The organism is Streptomyces daliensis, assembly GCF_054782395.1.
On sequence record NZ_BAAGSO010000030.1, the window covers coordinates 135,254 to 151,288 of the forward strand.

Genomic DNA, 16,035 nt, shown 5'->3' on the forward strand with positions numbered 1-16,035 from the left:
AGTACACATGTCCGTACGTACGTGCCCAACGTCGCGCCCACAAGGAGCGTTCCCATGGACCACAGCCCGGACCTCGGCGGCACCGCCGACAGCCTCCCCGACGGCACCACGCGCTGCGGTGCCACGGACGCCCTCGACGGGGCCGGGGCGGGTATCGCCGCCACCGTCGCGGGGCTCATGCCGAGGGCGCGCGCCGAGCTGGCCGAGCTGGTCGCCTTCCGCTCCGTGGCCGACCCCGCGCAGTTCCCCGTGAGCGAGTGCGAGGCCGCAGCCGACTGGGTCGCCGACGCGCTGCGCGCCGAGGGCTTCGAGGACGTCGCCCTGCTGGACACCCCCGACGGCACCCGCTCCGTCTACGGCTTCCTCCCCGGCCCCGCCGGCGCGCCGACGGTGCTGCTCTACGCGCACTACGACGTGCAGCCCCCGCTCGACGAGGACGCCTGGCTCACGCCGCCGTTCACGCTCACCGAGCGCGAGGACGGGCGCTGGTACGCGCGTGGCAGCGCCGACTGCAAGGGCGGGGTGATCATGCACCTGCTCGCCGTGCGCGCGCTGAAGGCGCACGGTGGAGTGCCGGTGAACGTCAAGGTGATCGTCGAGGGCTCGGAGGAGCAGGGCACGGGCGGGCTCGAACGGTACGCCGAGGAGCACCCGGAGCTGCTGTCCGCTGACACCATCGTCATCGGTGACGCGGGGAACTTCCGCGTGGGCCTGCCGACCGTCACGGCGACGCTGCGCGGCATGTCGCTGCTGCGGGTACGCGTGGACACCCTGGAGGGCAACCTCCACTCAGGCCAGTTCGGCGGCGCCGCCCCGGACGCGCTGGCCGCACTCATCCGCACCCTCGACTCGCTGCGCGCGCCCGACGGGAGCACCGTCATCGACGGGCTGGAGACGGACGCGAGCTGGCAGGGCCTCCAGTACACGGAGGAGGACTTCCGGCGGGACGCGAAGGTGCTGGACGGGGTGGAGCTGACCGGCTCCGGCACCGTCGCCGACCGCATCTGGGCCCGCCCCGCCGTCACCGTGCTGGGCATCGACAGCCCGCCCGTCGTGGGGGCCACCCCCTCCGTGCAGGCGAGCGCGCGTGCCGCGGTGAGCCTGCGGGTGCCGCCGGGTGTGGACGCGGCGAAGGCCGGTGAGCTGCTGGTCTCGCACCTGGAGGCGCACGTGCCGTGGGGCGCGCGGGTGTCCGTCGAACGGGTCGGTCAGGGCCAGCCGTTCCGCGCCGACACCGGCAGCCCCGCGTACGCGGCGATGGCCGCCGCGCTGCGGGAGGCGTACGACGGCGAGGACATGCAGATCGCGGGCCAGGGCGGCTCCATCCCGCTGTGCAACACCCTCGCCTCGCTCTACCCGCACTCGGAGATCCTGCTGATCGGCCTCAACGAGCCCGAGGCCAGCATCCACGCCGTGAACGAGAGCGTCTCGCCCCAGGAACTGGAGCGGATGTCCGTGGCCGAGGCCCACTTCCTGCGCCGTTACGCACGGCAGGACTGAGCGACGCCGCTCCGGCCGGGGCGGCCCCCGCGCGCTTCCCGTTGAGCTGAGCGACCCTGAACGGCAGCGCGCACGCTGGCGCACCGGTAGCACGCGAGGCGGCCGGGCAGACCGCCCCGGCCGCAGCGCGCTTCCCACCACGTCACGCGCAGCCAAGCTGAGCGACGGCGCCCCGGTAGCACGCGAAGCGACTGCGCAGAGACCACCCCGGCCGGGACCGGCTCAGCCCGCCCCGACCGCCGCGCCGTCCCGTGGCGTCACGCGCGACCGAGCTGAGCGACACAGAACGACGGCGCGCACGCCGACGCACACGTAGCCCGCAGGGCAGCCGCGCGGCCCGCCCCGGCCAGGAGCGGCTCAGCCCTCAGCTCTCTCCGACCGCCGCGCCGTCCCGGCCGCGCCCCGGCACCCGCTCCGGTTCCGCTTCCCGCTCCCACTCGGGTTCGCGTGCGCGGGAGCCCGCGCCGACCGGGACCCCCGCCTCCAGATACAGCGGGCACCCCTCCTCGCGGGCGCGCAGCGCGCGGCGCAGGCGCTCCAGCCGTACGGGCGGCAGCAGGCTCGCGGCCTCGTCCTCGGTGACGAAGCGCCAGTCGCGCAGTTCCGCGCCGGGCAGCAGCAGTGTGCCCGCCGCCTCCGCGCCGAGGTGGCCGCCGTCGAAGAGGAGGCGCAGCCCGCCGTAGCCGGGCGGGCGGGGCGGCTCCCAGTCGGTGACCAGGAGGCGCGGTTCCCTCTCCAGCCGCAGCCCCAGTTCCTCCGCGACCTCGCGGATCCCGGCCCGCGCGGGGGCCTCTCCCGCCTCGACGACGCCGCCGGGGAACTCCCAGCCCGGTTTGTAGGTCGGGTCCACGAGGAGCACGCGGTCGTGCTCGTCGAAGAGCAGCACCCCGGCGGCGACGGTCTCGGCCGTCGGTTCCGGTGTCTGCACGATGTCCATGGCCCCGGCGCCGTCGCGTATCGCGTCCACGATCCGCTCCGCCGTCTGGCGCGGGGTGAGCCGCGAGGTGTCGATGGCGTGGGCCTCGGCCGAGAGCCGGCCGAGCGCGGCGCCGTAGTGCGGCAGATGGCCGAGGCACCAGCGTCGCGACGACTTGCCCTCGGTGGCGGCACGCTGGTCGATACGTGCCCGAAGGATCGTTTCATCGGCGTGCAGCAGAAGATGGCGGACCTCGACGCGGCGGGCGGCGAGCGCGCCGAAGATCTCGTCCCTGTACTCCTGCCGCAGCAGCGTCATCGGGGCGATCAGCGGTCCCTCGACCTCCGTCAGCAGCGCGGCGGCGGTCTCCGCGACGAGCCGCCGCCACGAAGGCAGGTCCTGGAAGTCGTCGACCTGGCCGAGGCGTTCCTTGGGGAGCATCGCTCTCAGGCCGGTGCCGATCAGTTCCGGGTCGTAGAGCGTGCTTCCGGGAAGCAGATCAAGCAGTTCGTTCGCCGCTGTGGTCTTGCCCGCGCCGAAGGCGCCGTTCAGCCACACGATCACGATGCGTCCCCCTCTTCCGTCGCCCCCGTTGGGGTGCCCGTTCCACCCTGCCACGGAAACGCGCCGGGGCGCCGCCGTCGGGCTCCCCTGGCGTACGGGGGTGCCACCTGGGGCGCGAGGGGCTGACGGGGGTCGGGAGGACGCGGCCGAGGAGCCGAGGAGCCGTCAGGCGTTCGCCGGTCGCGGGCTCCAGTCGGGGTCGCGCCCGGTCGCGGCGAGCAGGGTCTCGAAGGCGGGGGTCCCCTCGGGCACGGGCACGGGTTCCCCGAAGACCTTCATCCGCCGCGCCATGGGGGCCAGCTCGGCGAAGGCGGGCGCCAGTTCGGCGAGCGCGGGGCCGTCGGGGGTGAAGTCCTGGCCCGTCGCGCGGGCGAGGTCCCAGGCGTGGACGGTCATGTCGCCCAGCACCATGTGCGCCACCGTGAGCTGGGGCATCCCGAACCCTCCGGAGACCCCCTCCAGCGTTCCGGGCCGCGCCCACGCCCCGGCCAGCTTCCTGGTCTCCGCCGCGAAACGGTCGCGCCAGCCGCCCTCGGCGACGTAGTCGGGCGTGGTGGAGAAGTCCGCCGTGCCCTTCGCAGCGAGGGCCTGGAAGCCGATGACCACGTGGAGGAGGTGGTTGAGCAGCGCGCGCACGTCGTACTCCGCGCACGGCGTCGGCAGCCCGAGCTGCGCGTCGTCCACGCCGCGCACCACGGGGGCCGCCGCGCGCGCCGCGTTCTCCATCAGTGCGCTGATCCTGGCTGTGTCGTCCGTACGGCTCGTGCGGTCCGTACGGTCCGCGCCGTCAGTCCTGTTCGTCATGGCCGTGACGCTACGGACGCGTGCGCGGCCCCGGCTTGAAGAAACGCGACATAGGATCGCCGCCATGGCAGTTCCGCCAGGTCACGGCGATTCGCGGGGCGGGGAGAGGCCCGGCGCGGGTGCGCCACGGCGCGATACGCGGGGCATCGTGGACGCGGCGGGCCTGTTCGCGCGCGTTCGCTTCCGGCGCCGCGCGCCCGCCGCACCGCTGCTCTCCTGCGTGGAGCACTACTGGCTGATCGACTGGGACCTCGACGAGCCGTACGTCTCGTACGTCGTGCCGCACCCCTCCGTGAACGTCGTCTTCGAGGACAGGGGCGGGGCGCGCGGGCCCGAGGCGCAGGTGGCGGGGGTCGGCACCGGGCTCTTCTCCACGAAGCTGGAGGGCAGGGGCCGCGTGTGCGGGATCCGGTTCCGGCCCGGCGGCTTCCGCCCCTTTCTGACGCCGACGCCGACATCGACGCCGACATCGGCGCACACGCAGACGTCGACGCACACGCCGGCCTCGCCCCCTGCCCTGTCGGCGCTCACGGGGCGCAACCCGCCCCTGGCCGAGGTCTTCCCCCACGTCTCCCCCGACGTCCCCTCGCGGGTGCTGGCCCCGGAGGACGAGGACGCGCGGGTCGCGGCGCTGGACGCGTTCCTGCTCGCGCTGGGCCCGCGTCCAGAGCCGGGCTCGGAGCGGGCGAGGCGGCTGGTGGAGCGGGTGCGCGGGGACCGCTCTGTCCTCCGGGTGGAGGAGTTCGCCCGGAGCGAGGGCATGACCGTGCGCGGGATGCAGCGCCTCTTCGCGGAACACGTGGGGGTGAGCCCCAAGTGGGTCATCCTGCGCTACCGCCTGCACGAGGCGCTGGAGCGCGCCTCGGCCGGTCCCGGTGCGGGCTGGGCGCGGCTGGCCGCCGAACTGGGCTACAGCGACCAGGCCCATCTCGTACGGGACTTCACCGCGACCGTGGGCGTCACCCCTGCCGCGTACGCGAGGACGGCGGCCGCCTCCCGCGCCGCCAGTCGGGGCCGGGGCCCGGGACAGGGGTGACGGGCGCGGTCGCCGGAGTGGCCCACGCCGGGAGGCGGAAGATCATCGCCGCTGCCAGACTGATCGCCATGGAGAGCTTCTACCGCGGGCCCGCGAGGCTGATCAGCGGAGGTGTGGAGATCGCCGTCGAGGCCGCCCTCCACCTGGCGCCGACGGACCCCGAGACGTCCTGGTCCGGCACCATCCGCTCGGCGGAACCCGGCCGGAGCCTGTGGGCGCAGTTGGAGGGCGACACGGCGACGGTCCGGCTGCCCGACGGGCGTGCGGGCAGGGTGCTGGTCAGGGGTGCCGGGTTCGGTCCCGTCGAGGTCTCGGGCGAGGGCCAGGGCCCGGCGTAGCGGCCGGGCAGCCAGGTGGTCGGGCGCGAGCGGAGTGACGGCCCCGCCGTGCTGGGGGCACCGCGGGACCGCCACGACACGGGTGTGGGGGTCAGTCCCAGCCGAAGCCGGTGTCGCTGAGCTGCGCGTTGCAGACGTTGTAGCCGCCCCTGGCGTGCGCCGTCCTCGTCTCGCCGTCCACGGTGACGGAGCAGTGGATGTCTCCTCCGCCCAGCAACTGCGCGTTGACCATGTACCAGCCCGCGTCCTCCTTGAGCGGCAGCGTCTTGGTCATCGGCAGCCCCGGGCCCTCCAGGTTCTCGGTCTCGCTCCCGTAGATGATGTCGACCCCGGACGGGGCATCGCCCCACACCTTGATGGTGACCTTGTCGCCCGCGGGCTCGGCCTTGTCCTTCTCGGCCTTCTCGGCCTTCTCGGCCTTCTCCGCCTTGTCCGTCTTCTCGCCCTCGTCCGCCTCGGGTCCGGCCTCGGCCTCCGCCTTCGCCGATGTCTCCGCGGCCTCGGCCCTGGCCCTGGCCTTGCCGCCGTCGTCGCCGCTCCCGGTCAGGGCCACGCCGAGGGCGACGACGAGGAGGACCATCACGACGGCGCCGAGGCAGCCGAAACCGATGATCTTCCCCGTACGGGGACCGCGCTGCGGCGGCACGGGCGGCCCGGTCGGCGGTCCAGGCGGCCCAGACGGTCCGGGTGGATATGGCGTGTTCGGATACGACATGAGCAAGTCCCCCCTCTTGCGAGGAGACGGACAGTATCCGGCGGGATGCGAGGGTGGTAAGTAGTCGTCAGAGCCTGTGACCGTTTTGTGTTCAACAAGCGCTTTCCGCCGACTCGTCGGACGGAACCGGACCACCCGGTCCCCTCCCTCACCCCTTCCCGGCCCCCAGCGTCAGCCCGGCGATGAAGTGCCGTTGCAGCAGCAGGAAGACGACGATCGTGGGGAGGGCGACGAGGACGGAGCCCGCGGCCAGGAGGTTGTAGTCGGTGAAGAACTGGCCCCGGAGGTTGTTCAGCGCCGAGGTGATGGGGAGCTTGTCGCCGTTGGAGATGAAGACGAGCGCCCACAGGAAGTCGTTGTACATCCAGGTGAACTCCAGCGTGCCCAGCGCAGCGAGCGCCGGGCGGCACAGCGGGAGCGTGATCCGCCAGTACCGCGTCCACACCCCGGCGCCGTCGACGATCGCCGCCTCCAGGATCTCGTGCGGCAGGGTCCGCATGAAGTTGGAGAGGACGAACACGCAGAAGCCGAGCTGGAATCCGACCTGCACGGCGATGACGGCCCACAGCGAGTCGTACATCGTCATCGAGTCCGACATCCAGTACGGCAGCGGCACGCGGTTGAACAGCACGTACAGCGGCGTGACGATCACCTGCTGCGGCAGCAGGTTGCCCGCGGTGAACAGGACCAGCAGGAACAGTTGGCCGCGCATCCGCAGCCGCGTCACGGCGAAGGCCACGAAGGACGCGAGGAAGAGCACGATCAGCACCCCGGGGAGCGCGATCAGCAGGGAGTTGACGAAGTACGTGCCCATCCCCGAGTCGGTGAACGCCTGCCGGTAGTAGTCGAAGGAGAGGCTGCGCGGCAGGGAGAAGTAGCCGTGTTCCGCGGTCTCCTCGTACGGCCGCAGCGAGGCGTAGACCGCGAGCAGCAGCGGTGCGAGGAAGGCGAGGGAGACGGCGGCCAGGAACGCGTGCAGCCCCAGCCGCCCCGTGCGCACCCGTGGGCGGGTGGCGGGCGTCGACGGCGTCGGCGCGGGGGCGGTCATCGGCGCGGAAGCGGTCATCGGCGCTTCTCCCCTCGGAACTCCTGGACGAGATACGTCACGATGAACCCCAGCGAGACGACGAGCAGCACGGTGGCGATGGCCGAGCCGAAGCCGATCCGGCTGGCCTCCCCGATGATGTTGTCGGTGACCAGGACGGAGAGCAGTTCGAGCCCGTTGCGGCCCTTGTTGACCGCGTAGACGATGTCGAAGGCCCGCAGCCCCTCGATGACGGTGATGACGCCGACGATGACGTTGACCGGGCGCAGCACGGGGAAGACGACCCGCAGGAACGTCTGCCGCTCCCCGGCCCCGTCGAGGGCCGCGGCCTCCTTGAGGTTCGGGTCAACGGACTTCAGACCGGCGAGGTAGAGGATCATCACATAGCCGACGTGCCGCCAGCCCGCGGCGAGCAGGATGACCCAGATGTTGAGGTCCGGGTCGCCGATCCAGTCCACGGGGTGGTCCTGGTTCGCGAGGATCGCGTTCAGCGCGCCCTGGTCACGGGAGAAGACGAGCTGCGCGATGAAGCCGACGATCGCCAGCGACAGCACCACGGGCATGTAGAGGGTGGACTGGTAGAAGCGGCTGAAGCGCACGCCCCGGTCGATGAGCACGGCCAGGAGCAGGCCGAAGGGTGTGGCGACGAGGCCGAGGAACAGCAGCCAGAGCAGGTTGTTGCGGACGGCGGGCCAGAAGGGCGGGTAGGAGGAGACGAGGGAGCGGTAGTTGTCCGCGCCGACCCACTCCAGCTCCGTGATGCCGTCCCAGTCGGTGAAGGACAGCGCGACGGAGGCCAGGGTGGGGCCCCAGATGATGACGACGTCGATCAGGATCGGTATCCCCAGCAGCACGCCGAGGACGGCGAGATCGCGCGTGGTGTAGCGACGCGCTCCCCGCCGTCCGGCGCGCCGGGCTCTGCTGAGCTGCACGGCGCGGTGCTCCTCGTCGGTCGAGTCGGATCAGGTCGGGTCGGGTCGGAAAGGCACCGGCTCAGTCGGCGCCGAAGATCTCCTTCTTCTGCGCCTCGATGTCCCGCACCAGGCCGTCGATGTCGTCCGGCTTGTTGATGAAGCGCTGGATCGCCGTGATCATCACCGTCGAGGCGAAGTCGGGGCGGGTGTCGCGGTCCATGAACTGCGAGATGTCCTTCGCCCCGCCGATGAGTTCGGCGGCCTTCTTCTGGAGGGGGTCGTAGTCCGCGGTGTCGGCCTTCTCGTGGACCGCGATGTTGCTGGGGTCGTGGGCGAGATAGGTCTGCTCCGCCTTCGGCGTCGCCAGGAACTTCAGCAGGTCCTTGGCCGCCTCGTCGTTCTTCGCCTTCTTCGACATCAGGAAGCCGTCGATGGGTGCCTCGACGGCGTCCGTCCCGATGGCGGGGTCGATCTCGGGGAAGGGGAAGAAGTCCAGGTCGTCGCGCTCGTCCTCAGGGAACTGCTGGCCCGGGTGCGGGAGTCCGAAGACGGCCATGCCGGACTTCTTCTTGGCGAGGGTCTGCGCGGCCTCCTGCCACGTACGGCCGTTGGCGCCCTCGTCGTGGTACGGCATCAGGCCGCGCCACAGGTCGAAGACGTCGCGGGTGCGCTTGGAGGTCCACGACTCCTCGCCGCGCATCAGGCCGAGGTGGTAGTCGTAGCCGTTCGCGCGCATGTTGAGGTAGTCGAAGGTGCCCATGGCGGGCCACCCGTCCTTGTCGCCGAAGGCGATGGGGATGAGCCCGTCCTTGTCCATCTTCTTGGCGAGGGCGCGGTAGTCGTCGAACGTCTTCGGGATCTCGTAGCCGTACTTGTCGAAGACGCTCTTACGGTAGAAGACGGCCCACGGGTAGACGTAGAAGGGGATGAAGTACTGCTTCCCGTCCTCGCCCGTGGACTGCTTCTTCATGGCGTCCGAGAAGCCGTCGAGCCCCTTCCACACGTCGCTGATGTCCGTCAGCAGGCCCTGCTCGGCGAAGAACTGCATGCGGTAGCCGGCGAACCAGGTGAAGACGTCGTCGGGGCTGCCCTTGAGATAGCGGTTGATGTTCTCCTGGAACGACTCGTGGTTGACGGTGTTGACCTTCACCGTCTTCCCCGACTTCTTCTCGTAGGCTTCAAACGATTCGGCGTACGCCTCGCGCGGCACCTTGTCCGAGGCGTTGGAGCCCATCGTGACGGTCTTTCCGTCGCCGCCGGGGCCGCCGCACGCGCTCAGCAGCGTCGGCAGGGTGAGCGCTCCCGCCCCCGCGGCCGTCCCCCGCAGCAGCCCCCGACGGGACGGACCGCCCCTCGCTCCGCCGAACCCACCGAACCCGCCGGAACCGCCGGGCACACCCGGCCTCTCACTGAACGATGATTGCGCCATGGTCTTTCCGCCCTCCCGGGTCGAACCGCACACAACCGAACGCGAGGAGGAGATACCACTGCACGGTCAGAGCGCAGTCAAGGGTTTCGACAGCGGGCCGAACAAGCGTTACCGCACCGAGTCCAACAGCTTCCAACAGCCATACGGGTCACGGCAGTTGGCGCGCGCACACCTTCCCTGACGCCCCTCCCGGGAACCCGCCTCAGGCCCCAGCCCCCAGTTGCTCCCAGCACGCCGCCGCTGCCCCGACCAGCCCCGCGTCGGTGCCCATCTGCGCCGGTGCCACCTCCAGGCCCCGTACGAAGGAGAGCGTCGCGAACTCGTCCAGCGCCTCGCGCAGCGGCGCGAAGAGGACGTCGCCCGCGTTCGCCACCCCGCCGCCGATCACCGCGATCTCGATCTCCACCAGCGTCGCGGTCGCGGCGATGCCCGCGGCCAGCGCCCGCGCGGCCCGCCCGAAGGAGGCGGCGGCGACCGGGTCACCGTCGCGCGCCGCCGCTGCCACGGCCGCCGCGCTCGTGTCGCCGTCGGCGGCGGGGCGCCAGCCCGCCTCCAGCGCACGGCGCGCGATGTTCGGGCCGCTGGCGATGCGCTCGACGCAGCCGCGCCCGCCGCACGGGCAGGGGTCGCCGTCGAGATCGACGCTGATGTGACCGATGTGGCCCGCGTTGCCCGTGGGCCCCGGATGCAGCCTCCCGCCGAGCACCAGCCCGCCCCCGACCCCCGTGGAGACCACCATGCACAGCGCGCCCGCGCGCCCGCGTGCCGCGCCCTGCCAGTGCTCGGCCGCTGTCATCGCGACGCCGTCCCCGACGAGGGTGACCGGCAGCCCGCCGACGTGTTCGCGTACGCCACTGACCAGCGGATAGTCGCGCCAGCCCGGGATGTTGACAGGGCTCACCGTGCCCGCCTTCGCGTCCACGGGTCCCGCGCTGCCGATGCCGACGGCGCCCGCCCTCGGCCACTCCGGTGACGCGGCCAGCTCGTCCAGCACCTCGCCGACTGCGGCCATGACCGCGCCGCCCTCCGCGCGCGCGGGCGTGGGGCGCTGCGCGCGTGCCAGCAGTCCGCCGTCGCCCGCCACCAGAGCGCCCGCGATCTTGGTGCCGCCGATGTCGAGAGCGGCGACGAGGTCGGTGTGCATGGGCGTTGTTCTCCTGGTGACAGGCCGTCCGCTCCCCTGCCGGGAACGGTCCGGGGGCAAGTCTGACCCCTAGTGACAACGTTGTCCAGCCTTACGCCTTCCGGGCTATGCTGCTCCGTGCCGCACGACGTCGCATGACGCCGCGCACGACGCCGCCCGGCGACGCCCGACGCGCACGCCGCGCCCGGCGCCGTACGTACGAACAAGGACTGGAGACCGTGGCCGATCCCGCTCGCCCCGCCACCCGTAGCCCTGAGCGCCGCTACGGCACCCGGCCCACCATGAAGGACGTCGCGGCGCGCGCGGGGGTGGGGCTCAAGACGGTCTCCCGGGTCGTGAACGGCGAGGCGGGCGTCTCACCCGACACCGAGCGCCGGGTCCAGGAGGCCATCACCGCGCTCGGCTTCCGCCGCAACGACAGCGCCCGCATCCTCCGCAAGGGCCGCACCGCCAGCATCGGGCTCGTCCTCGAAGACCTCGCCGACCCCTTCTACGCGCCGCTCAGCCGCGCGGTGGAGGAGGTCGCGCGGACGCACGGGGCGCTGCTGATCAACGGCTCAAGCGCCGAGGACCCCGACCGCGAGCGCGAACTCGTCCTCGCGCTGTGCGCGCGGCGCGTCGACGGGCTGGTCATCGTCCCGGCCAGCGACGACCACCGCTATCTGGAGCCCGAGATCGCGGCGGGCGTGGCCACGGTCTTCGTGGACCGCCCGCCGGGGCTGATCGAGGCGGACATGGTGCTCTCGGACAGCTTCACCGGCGCGCGGGAGGGCGTGGCCCACCTCATCGCGCACGGCCACCGGCGCATCGGCTTCATCGGCGACCATCCCAAGATCCACACGGCCACGGAGCGGCTGCGGGGCTACGAGGCGGCGATGGCGGAAGCGGGCCTCCCCGTGCACCCCTCCTGGCTGGCGCTCGGCGGCACGGAGCCGGAGCGCGTACGGGTGGACGCGGCGTCGATGCTGTCGGGGGCCGAGCCGGTCACCGCGCTCTTCGCGGGCAACAACCGGGTGACGGTCACGCTGGTACGGGTGCTGGCCGAGCGCGAACGTCCCGTGGCGCTCGTCGGGTTCGACGACTTCGAGCTGGCCGACCTGCTCTCGCCGCCCGTGACCGTCGTGGCGCAGGACCCGGCGCGGCTGGGGCGCAGCGCGGCCGAGCTGCTCTTCCGGCGGCTGGACGGCGCGGACGACGCGCCGCGCCGCGTGGCGCAGCCGACGCGGCTGATCGCCCGGGGTTCGGGCGAGCTGGCGCCGCGCGACTGACGTCGGCGGAGGGGGCCCGGGGCTCCCGCCGGTCCGGCCCGAGCGGTCCGCGCGGTGACCGGCGGCGCGCGGTGACGGTGCGATGTCGTCCGTGAAAGATCCGCGTCAACTCGCTGCACGGGCCTTGCCAACGCAAGTTAGTACGTGTTCGGATTATCTCCGTCGGGCACCGAACCCGAACGATGTTTCCCCTGCTCAGGCCATGTGCGGCGGGCCGTTCCCCGCTGCTTTCGTACCGTTCCGTACACCGCCTACCCCGCCGTCCGCGTCTCCGCGACCCCTCACTCGTCAGCGCCGTTCCCCGCCCGCCGGGCACCGGGCACCGGGGCGCTTGCCGTGCCCTCCGGCGTGCCGTGACCGCCGCTTCCCCGTGCCGTGCCCCGCGAAGACGAAGACCGCAGCCCGAAGTCCGCAGCCCGAAGATCCTGGAGGGACCCGTGTTCGACCTCTCGTCCGTCGATCTGCTCGACGCCTTCACCCGCGAACTGGAACTGTGCAAGGTCAGGGAGGACGAGCATGTCGTCGTCCTCTCCGAGCCCGGCAGCCGCGGGGACTACGTGGCCGCCGCGTTCGGCGCCGCCAAGTCGCTGGGCGCCCACGTCATCGCCGCGACCGTGCCGGGCGGCAGCCCCGCGCCCATGCCCAGCACCCACACGGGAGCGGGCCCCGGGCTGACCTCGGTCCTGGACGACACGGCAGCGCAGGACCTGCTGAAGTCCGCCGACCTGGTCGTGGACCTCACCAGGGAGGGCTTCATCCACGCCCCCGTACAGCAGGAGATCCTGCGCGCCGGGACCCGCATCATCTTCGTCTGCGACGCGCCCGACGTGCTGATCCGCAACCTGCCCAAGGAGAGCGACAAGGCCCTGGTGCACCGGGAGACCGAGCTGCTCGCGAAGTCCTCGGTCATGCACGTCACCTCGGAGGCCGGCACCGAGCTGACGGTCCAACTGGCGGGCTCGAAGCCGGAGTTCCAGGTCGGGTTCGCCGACGATCCGGGCCGCTGGGACCACTGGCCGAGCACGATGGTGCTGTGCTGGCCGGAGATCTCCGACGGGCAGCTCGTGCTGGCCGAGGGCGACATCCTGCTCCCGTTCAAGGAGTACGTGCGCGAACCCGTGACGCTCCAGATCGCGGCGGGCCGCATCGAGAAGGTCTCCGGAGGCGCGGAGGCGCGGCTGCTGGAGACGTTCTTCGAGGACGCGGACGACCAGTGGGCGCGCAGCCTCTCCCACATGGGCTGGGGGCTGATGCGCACGGCCGACTGGTTCGCCACCGCGATGTACGGCAAGGGCGACCTGATGGGCATGGACGCGCGCGCCTTCGCGGGCAACTTCCTCTGGTCCACGGGGCCGCACCCCGTGCTCGGCCGGGAGTCGTACGCGCACCTCGACATCGCGATGCGCGGCTGCACGGTCGATGTGGACGGCACGCGGGTCGTGTCGGCCGGAGTGCTCGCCGACCGCTGACCGCTGCTCGCTGACCGAAGGCGGCCGACGGCGGCGACCGCTCGCCGACCCGTGCCCCTGCCCGTCCGATCCCTTGGAGGAGAACAGCCTTGGCGTCCAGTCAGTCGTTCGAAGTCACCGTCGTCGGGGGCGGGCTCGGCGGGCTCACCGCGGCCCTCGCGCTGCGGCACCGCGGCATCCGCGTCACCGTGCTGGAGCAGGCACCGCAGCTCGGCGAGGTCGGCGCGGGCATCCAGACGGCCCCGAACGCGAGCCGCGTCCTGCTCGGCCTCGGTCTGCGCGAGCAACTGGAGGCCATCCACACCGAGCCGCAGGACCAGGTGCGGCGGCGCTGGAAGGACGGCAGCGTCGTCGGCCTGACGCCGCTGGGCGCGTTCTGCAAGGACACCTACGACGCCCCGTACTGGCACTACCACCGCGCCGACCTGCACCGCGTCATCATGGACGCCTGCACCGACCCCGAGGGCCCTGGGCCCGCCGTCGCCCTGCACACCAGCAGCAGGGTGGCCGAGCTGGACACCTCGGACCCGGAGCGGCCCGTCGCGGTCACCGACGACGGCACCCGCTACGCGTCGGACGTGCTCGTCGGGGCCGACGGCATCCGCTCCCGGGTCCGCGATCTCATCGGCGGCGAGGACACCCTCGTCTTCTCCGGCGAGATGGCCTACCGCGCCCTGATCCCCGGCGACCTGATCGCGGCCGACCCGGCGACGCGCTGGCTCGTCGACCGCTTCCAGAGCACCATCTGGTACGGCCCCGACCGGCACTTGGTGCACTACATGATCAGGGGCGGCGAATACCTCAACGTCGTGGCCTGCGTACCGTGCAGCGACGAGGTCGCCGAGAAGTGGACGGCGCCCGCTTCGCCGGGCGAGCTGGCCGCCGCCTACCCCGGCTGGGACGACCGCGTACCGGCGATGCTCTCCAAGGCCAAGGACGACGTGACCTGCTTCGCGCTCCACTACCGGCGCCGCGACCCGGTGTGGATGGACGGCCGGGTCGCGCTGCTGGGCGACGCCTGCCACGCCATGCTCCCCTACCAGGCGCAGGGCGCCTCGCAGGCCATGGAGGACGCGGCGGTGCTGGCGGAGGAGCTGGGCGCCGTCACCCGTTCCGGTGCCGAGGGCGCGCTGCGTCGCTACGTCGACCGGCGCGCGAAGCACGCGGGGATGGTCCAGGACGCTTCGCTGCGGAACAAGACCTTCTACCACTACCCCGACGGCCCCGAGCAGCGCGAACGGGACGCGAAGCTGCGGAACTTCACCGGGGAGTCGGACCTCTCCTACGAGTGGCTGTGGCGGGGGACACCGCTGAACGACCCGGACCGCACGGCGTTCTCCTACCAGTTCCCCCACTGATACCAGTTCCCTCGCTGACCAGCACCCGCCCGTGAACAGCGCACTGTGAGCGGCACACCCCGAACACCTGGAGCCAGGGTGAAGACAGGCGATCAGATCGTGCAGGAACTCCCCTGGAAATGGGGAGTACAGGGCAGGATCTTCCTCATCGGTGGCCTCGGCTACCTCTTCGACGCGTGGGACATCGCGCTCAACGGCTTTCTCATGCCCCTGCTGGGCAAGGAGTTCGGCCTCACCCTCGGCGAACGGGGGCTGGTCGCCACGTCGAACCTCGTCGGGATGGCCGTCGGCGCCGTCGTCTGGGGTGCCATCGCCGACCGTATCGGCCGCAAGAAGGCGTTCAGCGCGACGCTGCTGATCTTCGCGCTGTTCTCCGTGCTCGGGACCGCCTCCCCCGACTACGCCACCTTCCTCGTCCTGCGCTTCCTGGCGGGAGTGGGCCTGGGCGGCTGCATCCCCGTGGACTACGCGCTGGTCAGCGAGTTCTCGCCGAAGAAGTACCGCGGCCGGGTCCTCACCGCGCTGGACCTGTGGTGGCCCGTCGGCGTCACGCTGTGCGGGCTCGTCGCCACCCTGATGGTGCCGTGGGAGGGCAACTGGCGCTGGATGCTGGCGACGATGGTGCTCCCGGCGCTGCTGCTGTTCTGGGTGCGGCGCGGGGTTCCTGAGTCGCCGGTCTATCTGACGAAGGCGGGCAGGGAGGCCGAGGCCCGCGCGGTCATCGACGACCTCGTGGCCCGTACGGGCGCGACACCGCAGCCGTACGCCGTACCCGCGCCCCCGCCGGGCTCCGAGGACCGGGCGGGCGGCGTGGTGCGGGGGCTGCGCGCGGGCGTGGCGCAGTTCAAGGGGCTGTGGAGCTTCAGCCCCCGCATCACCTCCGTCGCCTGGCTGCTGTTCGTCACCGTGATGCTCGTCTACTACGCGGCGCTGACCTGGATGCCCTCGATCCTCAAGGAGCAGGGCTACGGCGACACCGCCTCCTTCACCGGTACGACGCTGATGAGCGCAGTAGGCATCGCCGGAGTCGCCGCCTCCACCTGGCTGGTCGACGTGGTGGGCCGCAAGCGGCTCATCGGGATCTCCGCGCCCGTGGCGACGGCCGCGCTGGTGGGGTTCGCGCTGGTGCTTGAGGTGCGGACGGCGGCGCTGATCGGGATCGCCGCCTTCGGCTTCCTGATCCAGCTCACGATCCCGGTGCTCTACGCCTACGTCTCGGAGCTGTACCCGACGCGGCTGCGCGCCAGCGGCTTCGGCTGGGCCTCCTCGGTGAGCCGGGTCAGCACGGGGTTCGCGCCGATGCTGTTCGGTTCGCTGATGTGGCCGCTGCTGGGGCTGCCGCTCACGTTCACGGTGCTGGGTGTCGTGGTGGTGGCGGCGGTGCTGTGGATGGCCGTCGCCGCGCCGGAGACGAAGGGGCGCGAGCTGGACGAACTGGACGAGCGCGCTGAGCGGGACGGGCCGCCCGGGGCGGACGGGCACGGCGACCGCGACGAACGGCCCGCCGACGGCGCGCCCATGCGCGGCTGAGCCCC

General features: G+C 72.1%; 14 protein-coding genes. 7 read left to right on the forward strand and 7 right to left on the reverse strand.

Going from position 1 to position 16,035, the window contains the following annotated elements:
• Positions 1-54: 54 nt before the first annotated feature.
• Positions 55-1,500 (forward strand): M20/M25/M40 family metallo-hydrolase, encoded by a 1,446-nt coding sequence (locus ACYVOO_RS07650; protein WP_461014862.1) that lies wholly within the window; start codon positions 55-57, stop codon positions 1,498-1,500.
• A 364-nt stretch (positions 1,501-1,864) separates the two neighbouring features.
• On the opposite strand, the gene ACYVOO_RS07655 is transcribed toward ACYVOO_RS07650, so the two are convergent.
• Positions 1,865-2,980, reverse strand: a complete 1,116-nt coding sequence (locus ACYVOO_RS07655; protein ID WP_461014863.1) for an NUDIX domain-containing protein — start codon at positions 2,978-2,980, stop codon at positions 1,865-1,867.
• A gap of 165 nt (positions 2,981-3,145) precedes the next feature.
• The gene (locus ACYVOO_RS07660) at positions 3,146-3,784 is read right to left on the reverse strand and encodes a TIGR03086 family metal-binding protein (RefSeq protein WP_461014864.1); all 639 of its coding nucleotides are present in this window, start codon (positions 3,782-3,784) and stop codon (positions 3,146-3,148) included.
• 64 nt (positions 3,785-3,848) lie between these two features.
• On the opposite strand from ACYVOO_RS07660, the gene ACYVOO_RS07665 reads away from it, so the two are divergent.
• Both ACYVOO_RS07665 and ACYVOO_RS07670 read left to right on the forward strand, forming a co-directional pair.
• Positions 3,849-4,820, forward strand: coding sequence for a DUF6597 domain-containing transcriptional factor (locus ACYVOO_RS07665; RefSeq protein WP_461014865.1), 972 nt, complete (start codon positions 3,849-3,851; stop codon positions 4,818-4,820).
• A 68-nt stretch (positions 4,821-4,888) separates the two neighbouring features.
• Positions 4,889-5,158, forward strand: a complete 270-nt coding sequence (locus ACYVOO_RS07670) for a DUF4873 domain-containing protein (RefSeq protein ID WP_461014866.1) — start codon at positions 4,889-4,891, stop codon at positions 5,156-5,158.
• Positions 5,159-5,249: 91 nt separating this feature from the next.
• Here ACYVOO_RS07670 and ACYVOO_RS07675 read toward each other — a convergent pair whose 3' ends face one another.
• The 5 genes from ACYVOO_RS07675 to ACYVOO_RS07695 form a co-directional block, all read right to left on the reverse strand.
• Positions 5,250-5,804: a hypothetical protein gene (locus tag ACYVOO_RS07675; protein WP_461014867.1), complete on the reverse strand. Its 555-nt coding sequence runs from the start codon at positions 5,802-5,804 to the stop codon at positions 5,250-5,252.
• A gap of 217 nt (positions 5,805-6,021) precedes the next feature.
• Entirely contained in the window at positions 6,022-6,939 is a 918-nt protein-coding gene (locus tag ACYVOO_RS07680; RefSeq protein WP_461014868.1) for a carbohydrate ABC transporter permease, read from the reverse strand.
• On the reverse strand, positions 6,936-7,850 hold the full coding sequence (locus ACYVOO_RS07685; protein WP_461014869.1) for a carbohydrate ABC transporter permease: 915 nt from the start codon (positions 7,848-7,850) through the stop codon (positions 6,936-6,938). Before ACYVOO_RS07685 ends, ACYVOO_RS07680 begins: the two co-directional genes overlap by 4 nt.
• 61 nt (positions 7,851-7,911) lie before the next feature.
• Entirely contained in the window at positions 7,912-9,261 is a 1,350-nt protein-coding gene (locus tag ACYVOO_RS07690) for an ABC transporter substrate-binding protein (RefSeq protein ID WP_461014870.1), read from the reverse strand.
• A 202-nt stretch (positions 9,262-9,463) separates the two neighbouring features.
• Entirely contained in the window at positions 9,464-10,405 is a 942-nt protein-coding gene (locus tag ACYVOO_RS07695) for an ROK family protein (RefSeq protein WP_461014871.1), read from the reverse strand.
• A gap of 281 nt (positions 10,406-10,686) precedes the next feature.
• Between ACYVOO_RS07695 and ACYVOO_RS07700 the strand changes: the two genes are divergently transcribed.
• From ACYVOO_RS07700 to ACYVOO_RS07715, 4 genes are all read left to right on the forward strand, one after another.
• Positions 10,687-11,673 (forward strand): LacI family DNA-binding transcriptional regulator, encoded by a 987-nt coding sequence (locus ACYVOO_RS07700; protein WP_461014902.1) that lies wholly within the window; start codon positions 10,687-10,689, stop codon positions 11,671-11,673.
• A gap of 437 nt (positions 11,674-12,110) precedes the next feature.
• Entirely contained in the window at positions 12,111-13,142 is a 1,032-nt protein-coding gene (locus ACYVOO_RS07705) for a hypothetical protein (protein WP_461014872.1), read from the forward strand.
• An 89-nt stretch (positions 13,143-13,231) separates the two neighbouring features.
• A complete protein-coding gene (locus ACYVOO_RS07710; RefSeq protein WP_461014873.1) occupies positions 13,232-14,500 on the forward strand; it encodes an FAD-dependent monooxygenase in 1,269 nt (422 codons plus the stop codon).
• Between the two features lie 78 nt (positions 14,501-14,578).
• A complete protein-coding gene (locus tag ACYVOO_RS07715) occupies positions 14,579-16,030 on the forward strand; it encodes an MFS transporter (protein ID WP_461014874.1) in 1,452 nt (483 codons plus the stop codon).
• Positions 16,031-16,035 lie beyond the last annotated feature (5 nt).

Excerpts from the sequence above, each read along its gene's own strand:
- ACYVOO_RS07650 (WP_461014862.1), top strand. The coding sequence starts at position 55 with ATGGACCACAGCCCGGACCTCGGCGGCACCGCCGACAGCCTCCCCGAC.
- ACYVOO_RS07660 (WP_461014864.1), bottom strand. The coding sequence starts at position 3,784 with ATGACGAACAGGACTGACGGCGCGGACCGTACGGACCGCACGAGCCGT.
- ACYVOO_RS07665 (WP_461014865.1), top strand. The coding sequence starts at position 3,849 with ATGGCAGTTCCGCCAGGTCACGGCGATTCGCGGGGCGGGGAGAGGCCC.
- ACYVOO_RS07670 (WP_461014866.1), top strand. The coding sequence starts at position 4,889 with ATGGAGAGCTTCTACCGCGGGCCCGCGAGGCTGATCAGCGGAGGTGTG.
- ACYVOO_RS07680 (WP_461014868.1), bottom strand. The coding sequence starts at position 6,939 with ATGACCGCTTCCGCGCCGATGACCGCCCCCGCGCCGACGCCGTCGACG.
- ACYVOO_RS07690 (WP_461014870.1), bottom strand. The coding sequence starts at position 9,261 with ATGGCGCAATCATCGTTCAGTGAGAGGCCGGGTGTGCCCGGCGGTTCC.
- ACYVOO_RS07695 (WP_461014871.1), bottom strand. The coding sequence starts at position 10,405 with ATGCACACCGACCTCGTCGCCGCTCTCGACATCGGCGGCACCAAGATC.
- ACYVOO_RS07700 (WP_461014902.1), top strand. The coding sequence starts at position 10,687 with ATGAAGGACGTCGCGGCGCGCGCGGGGGTGGGGCTCAAGACGGTCTCC.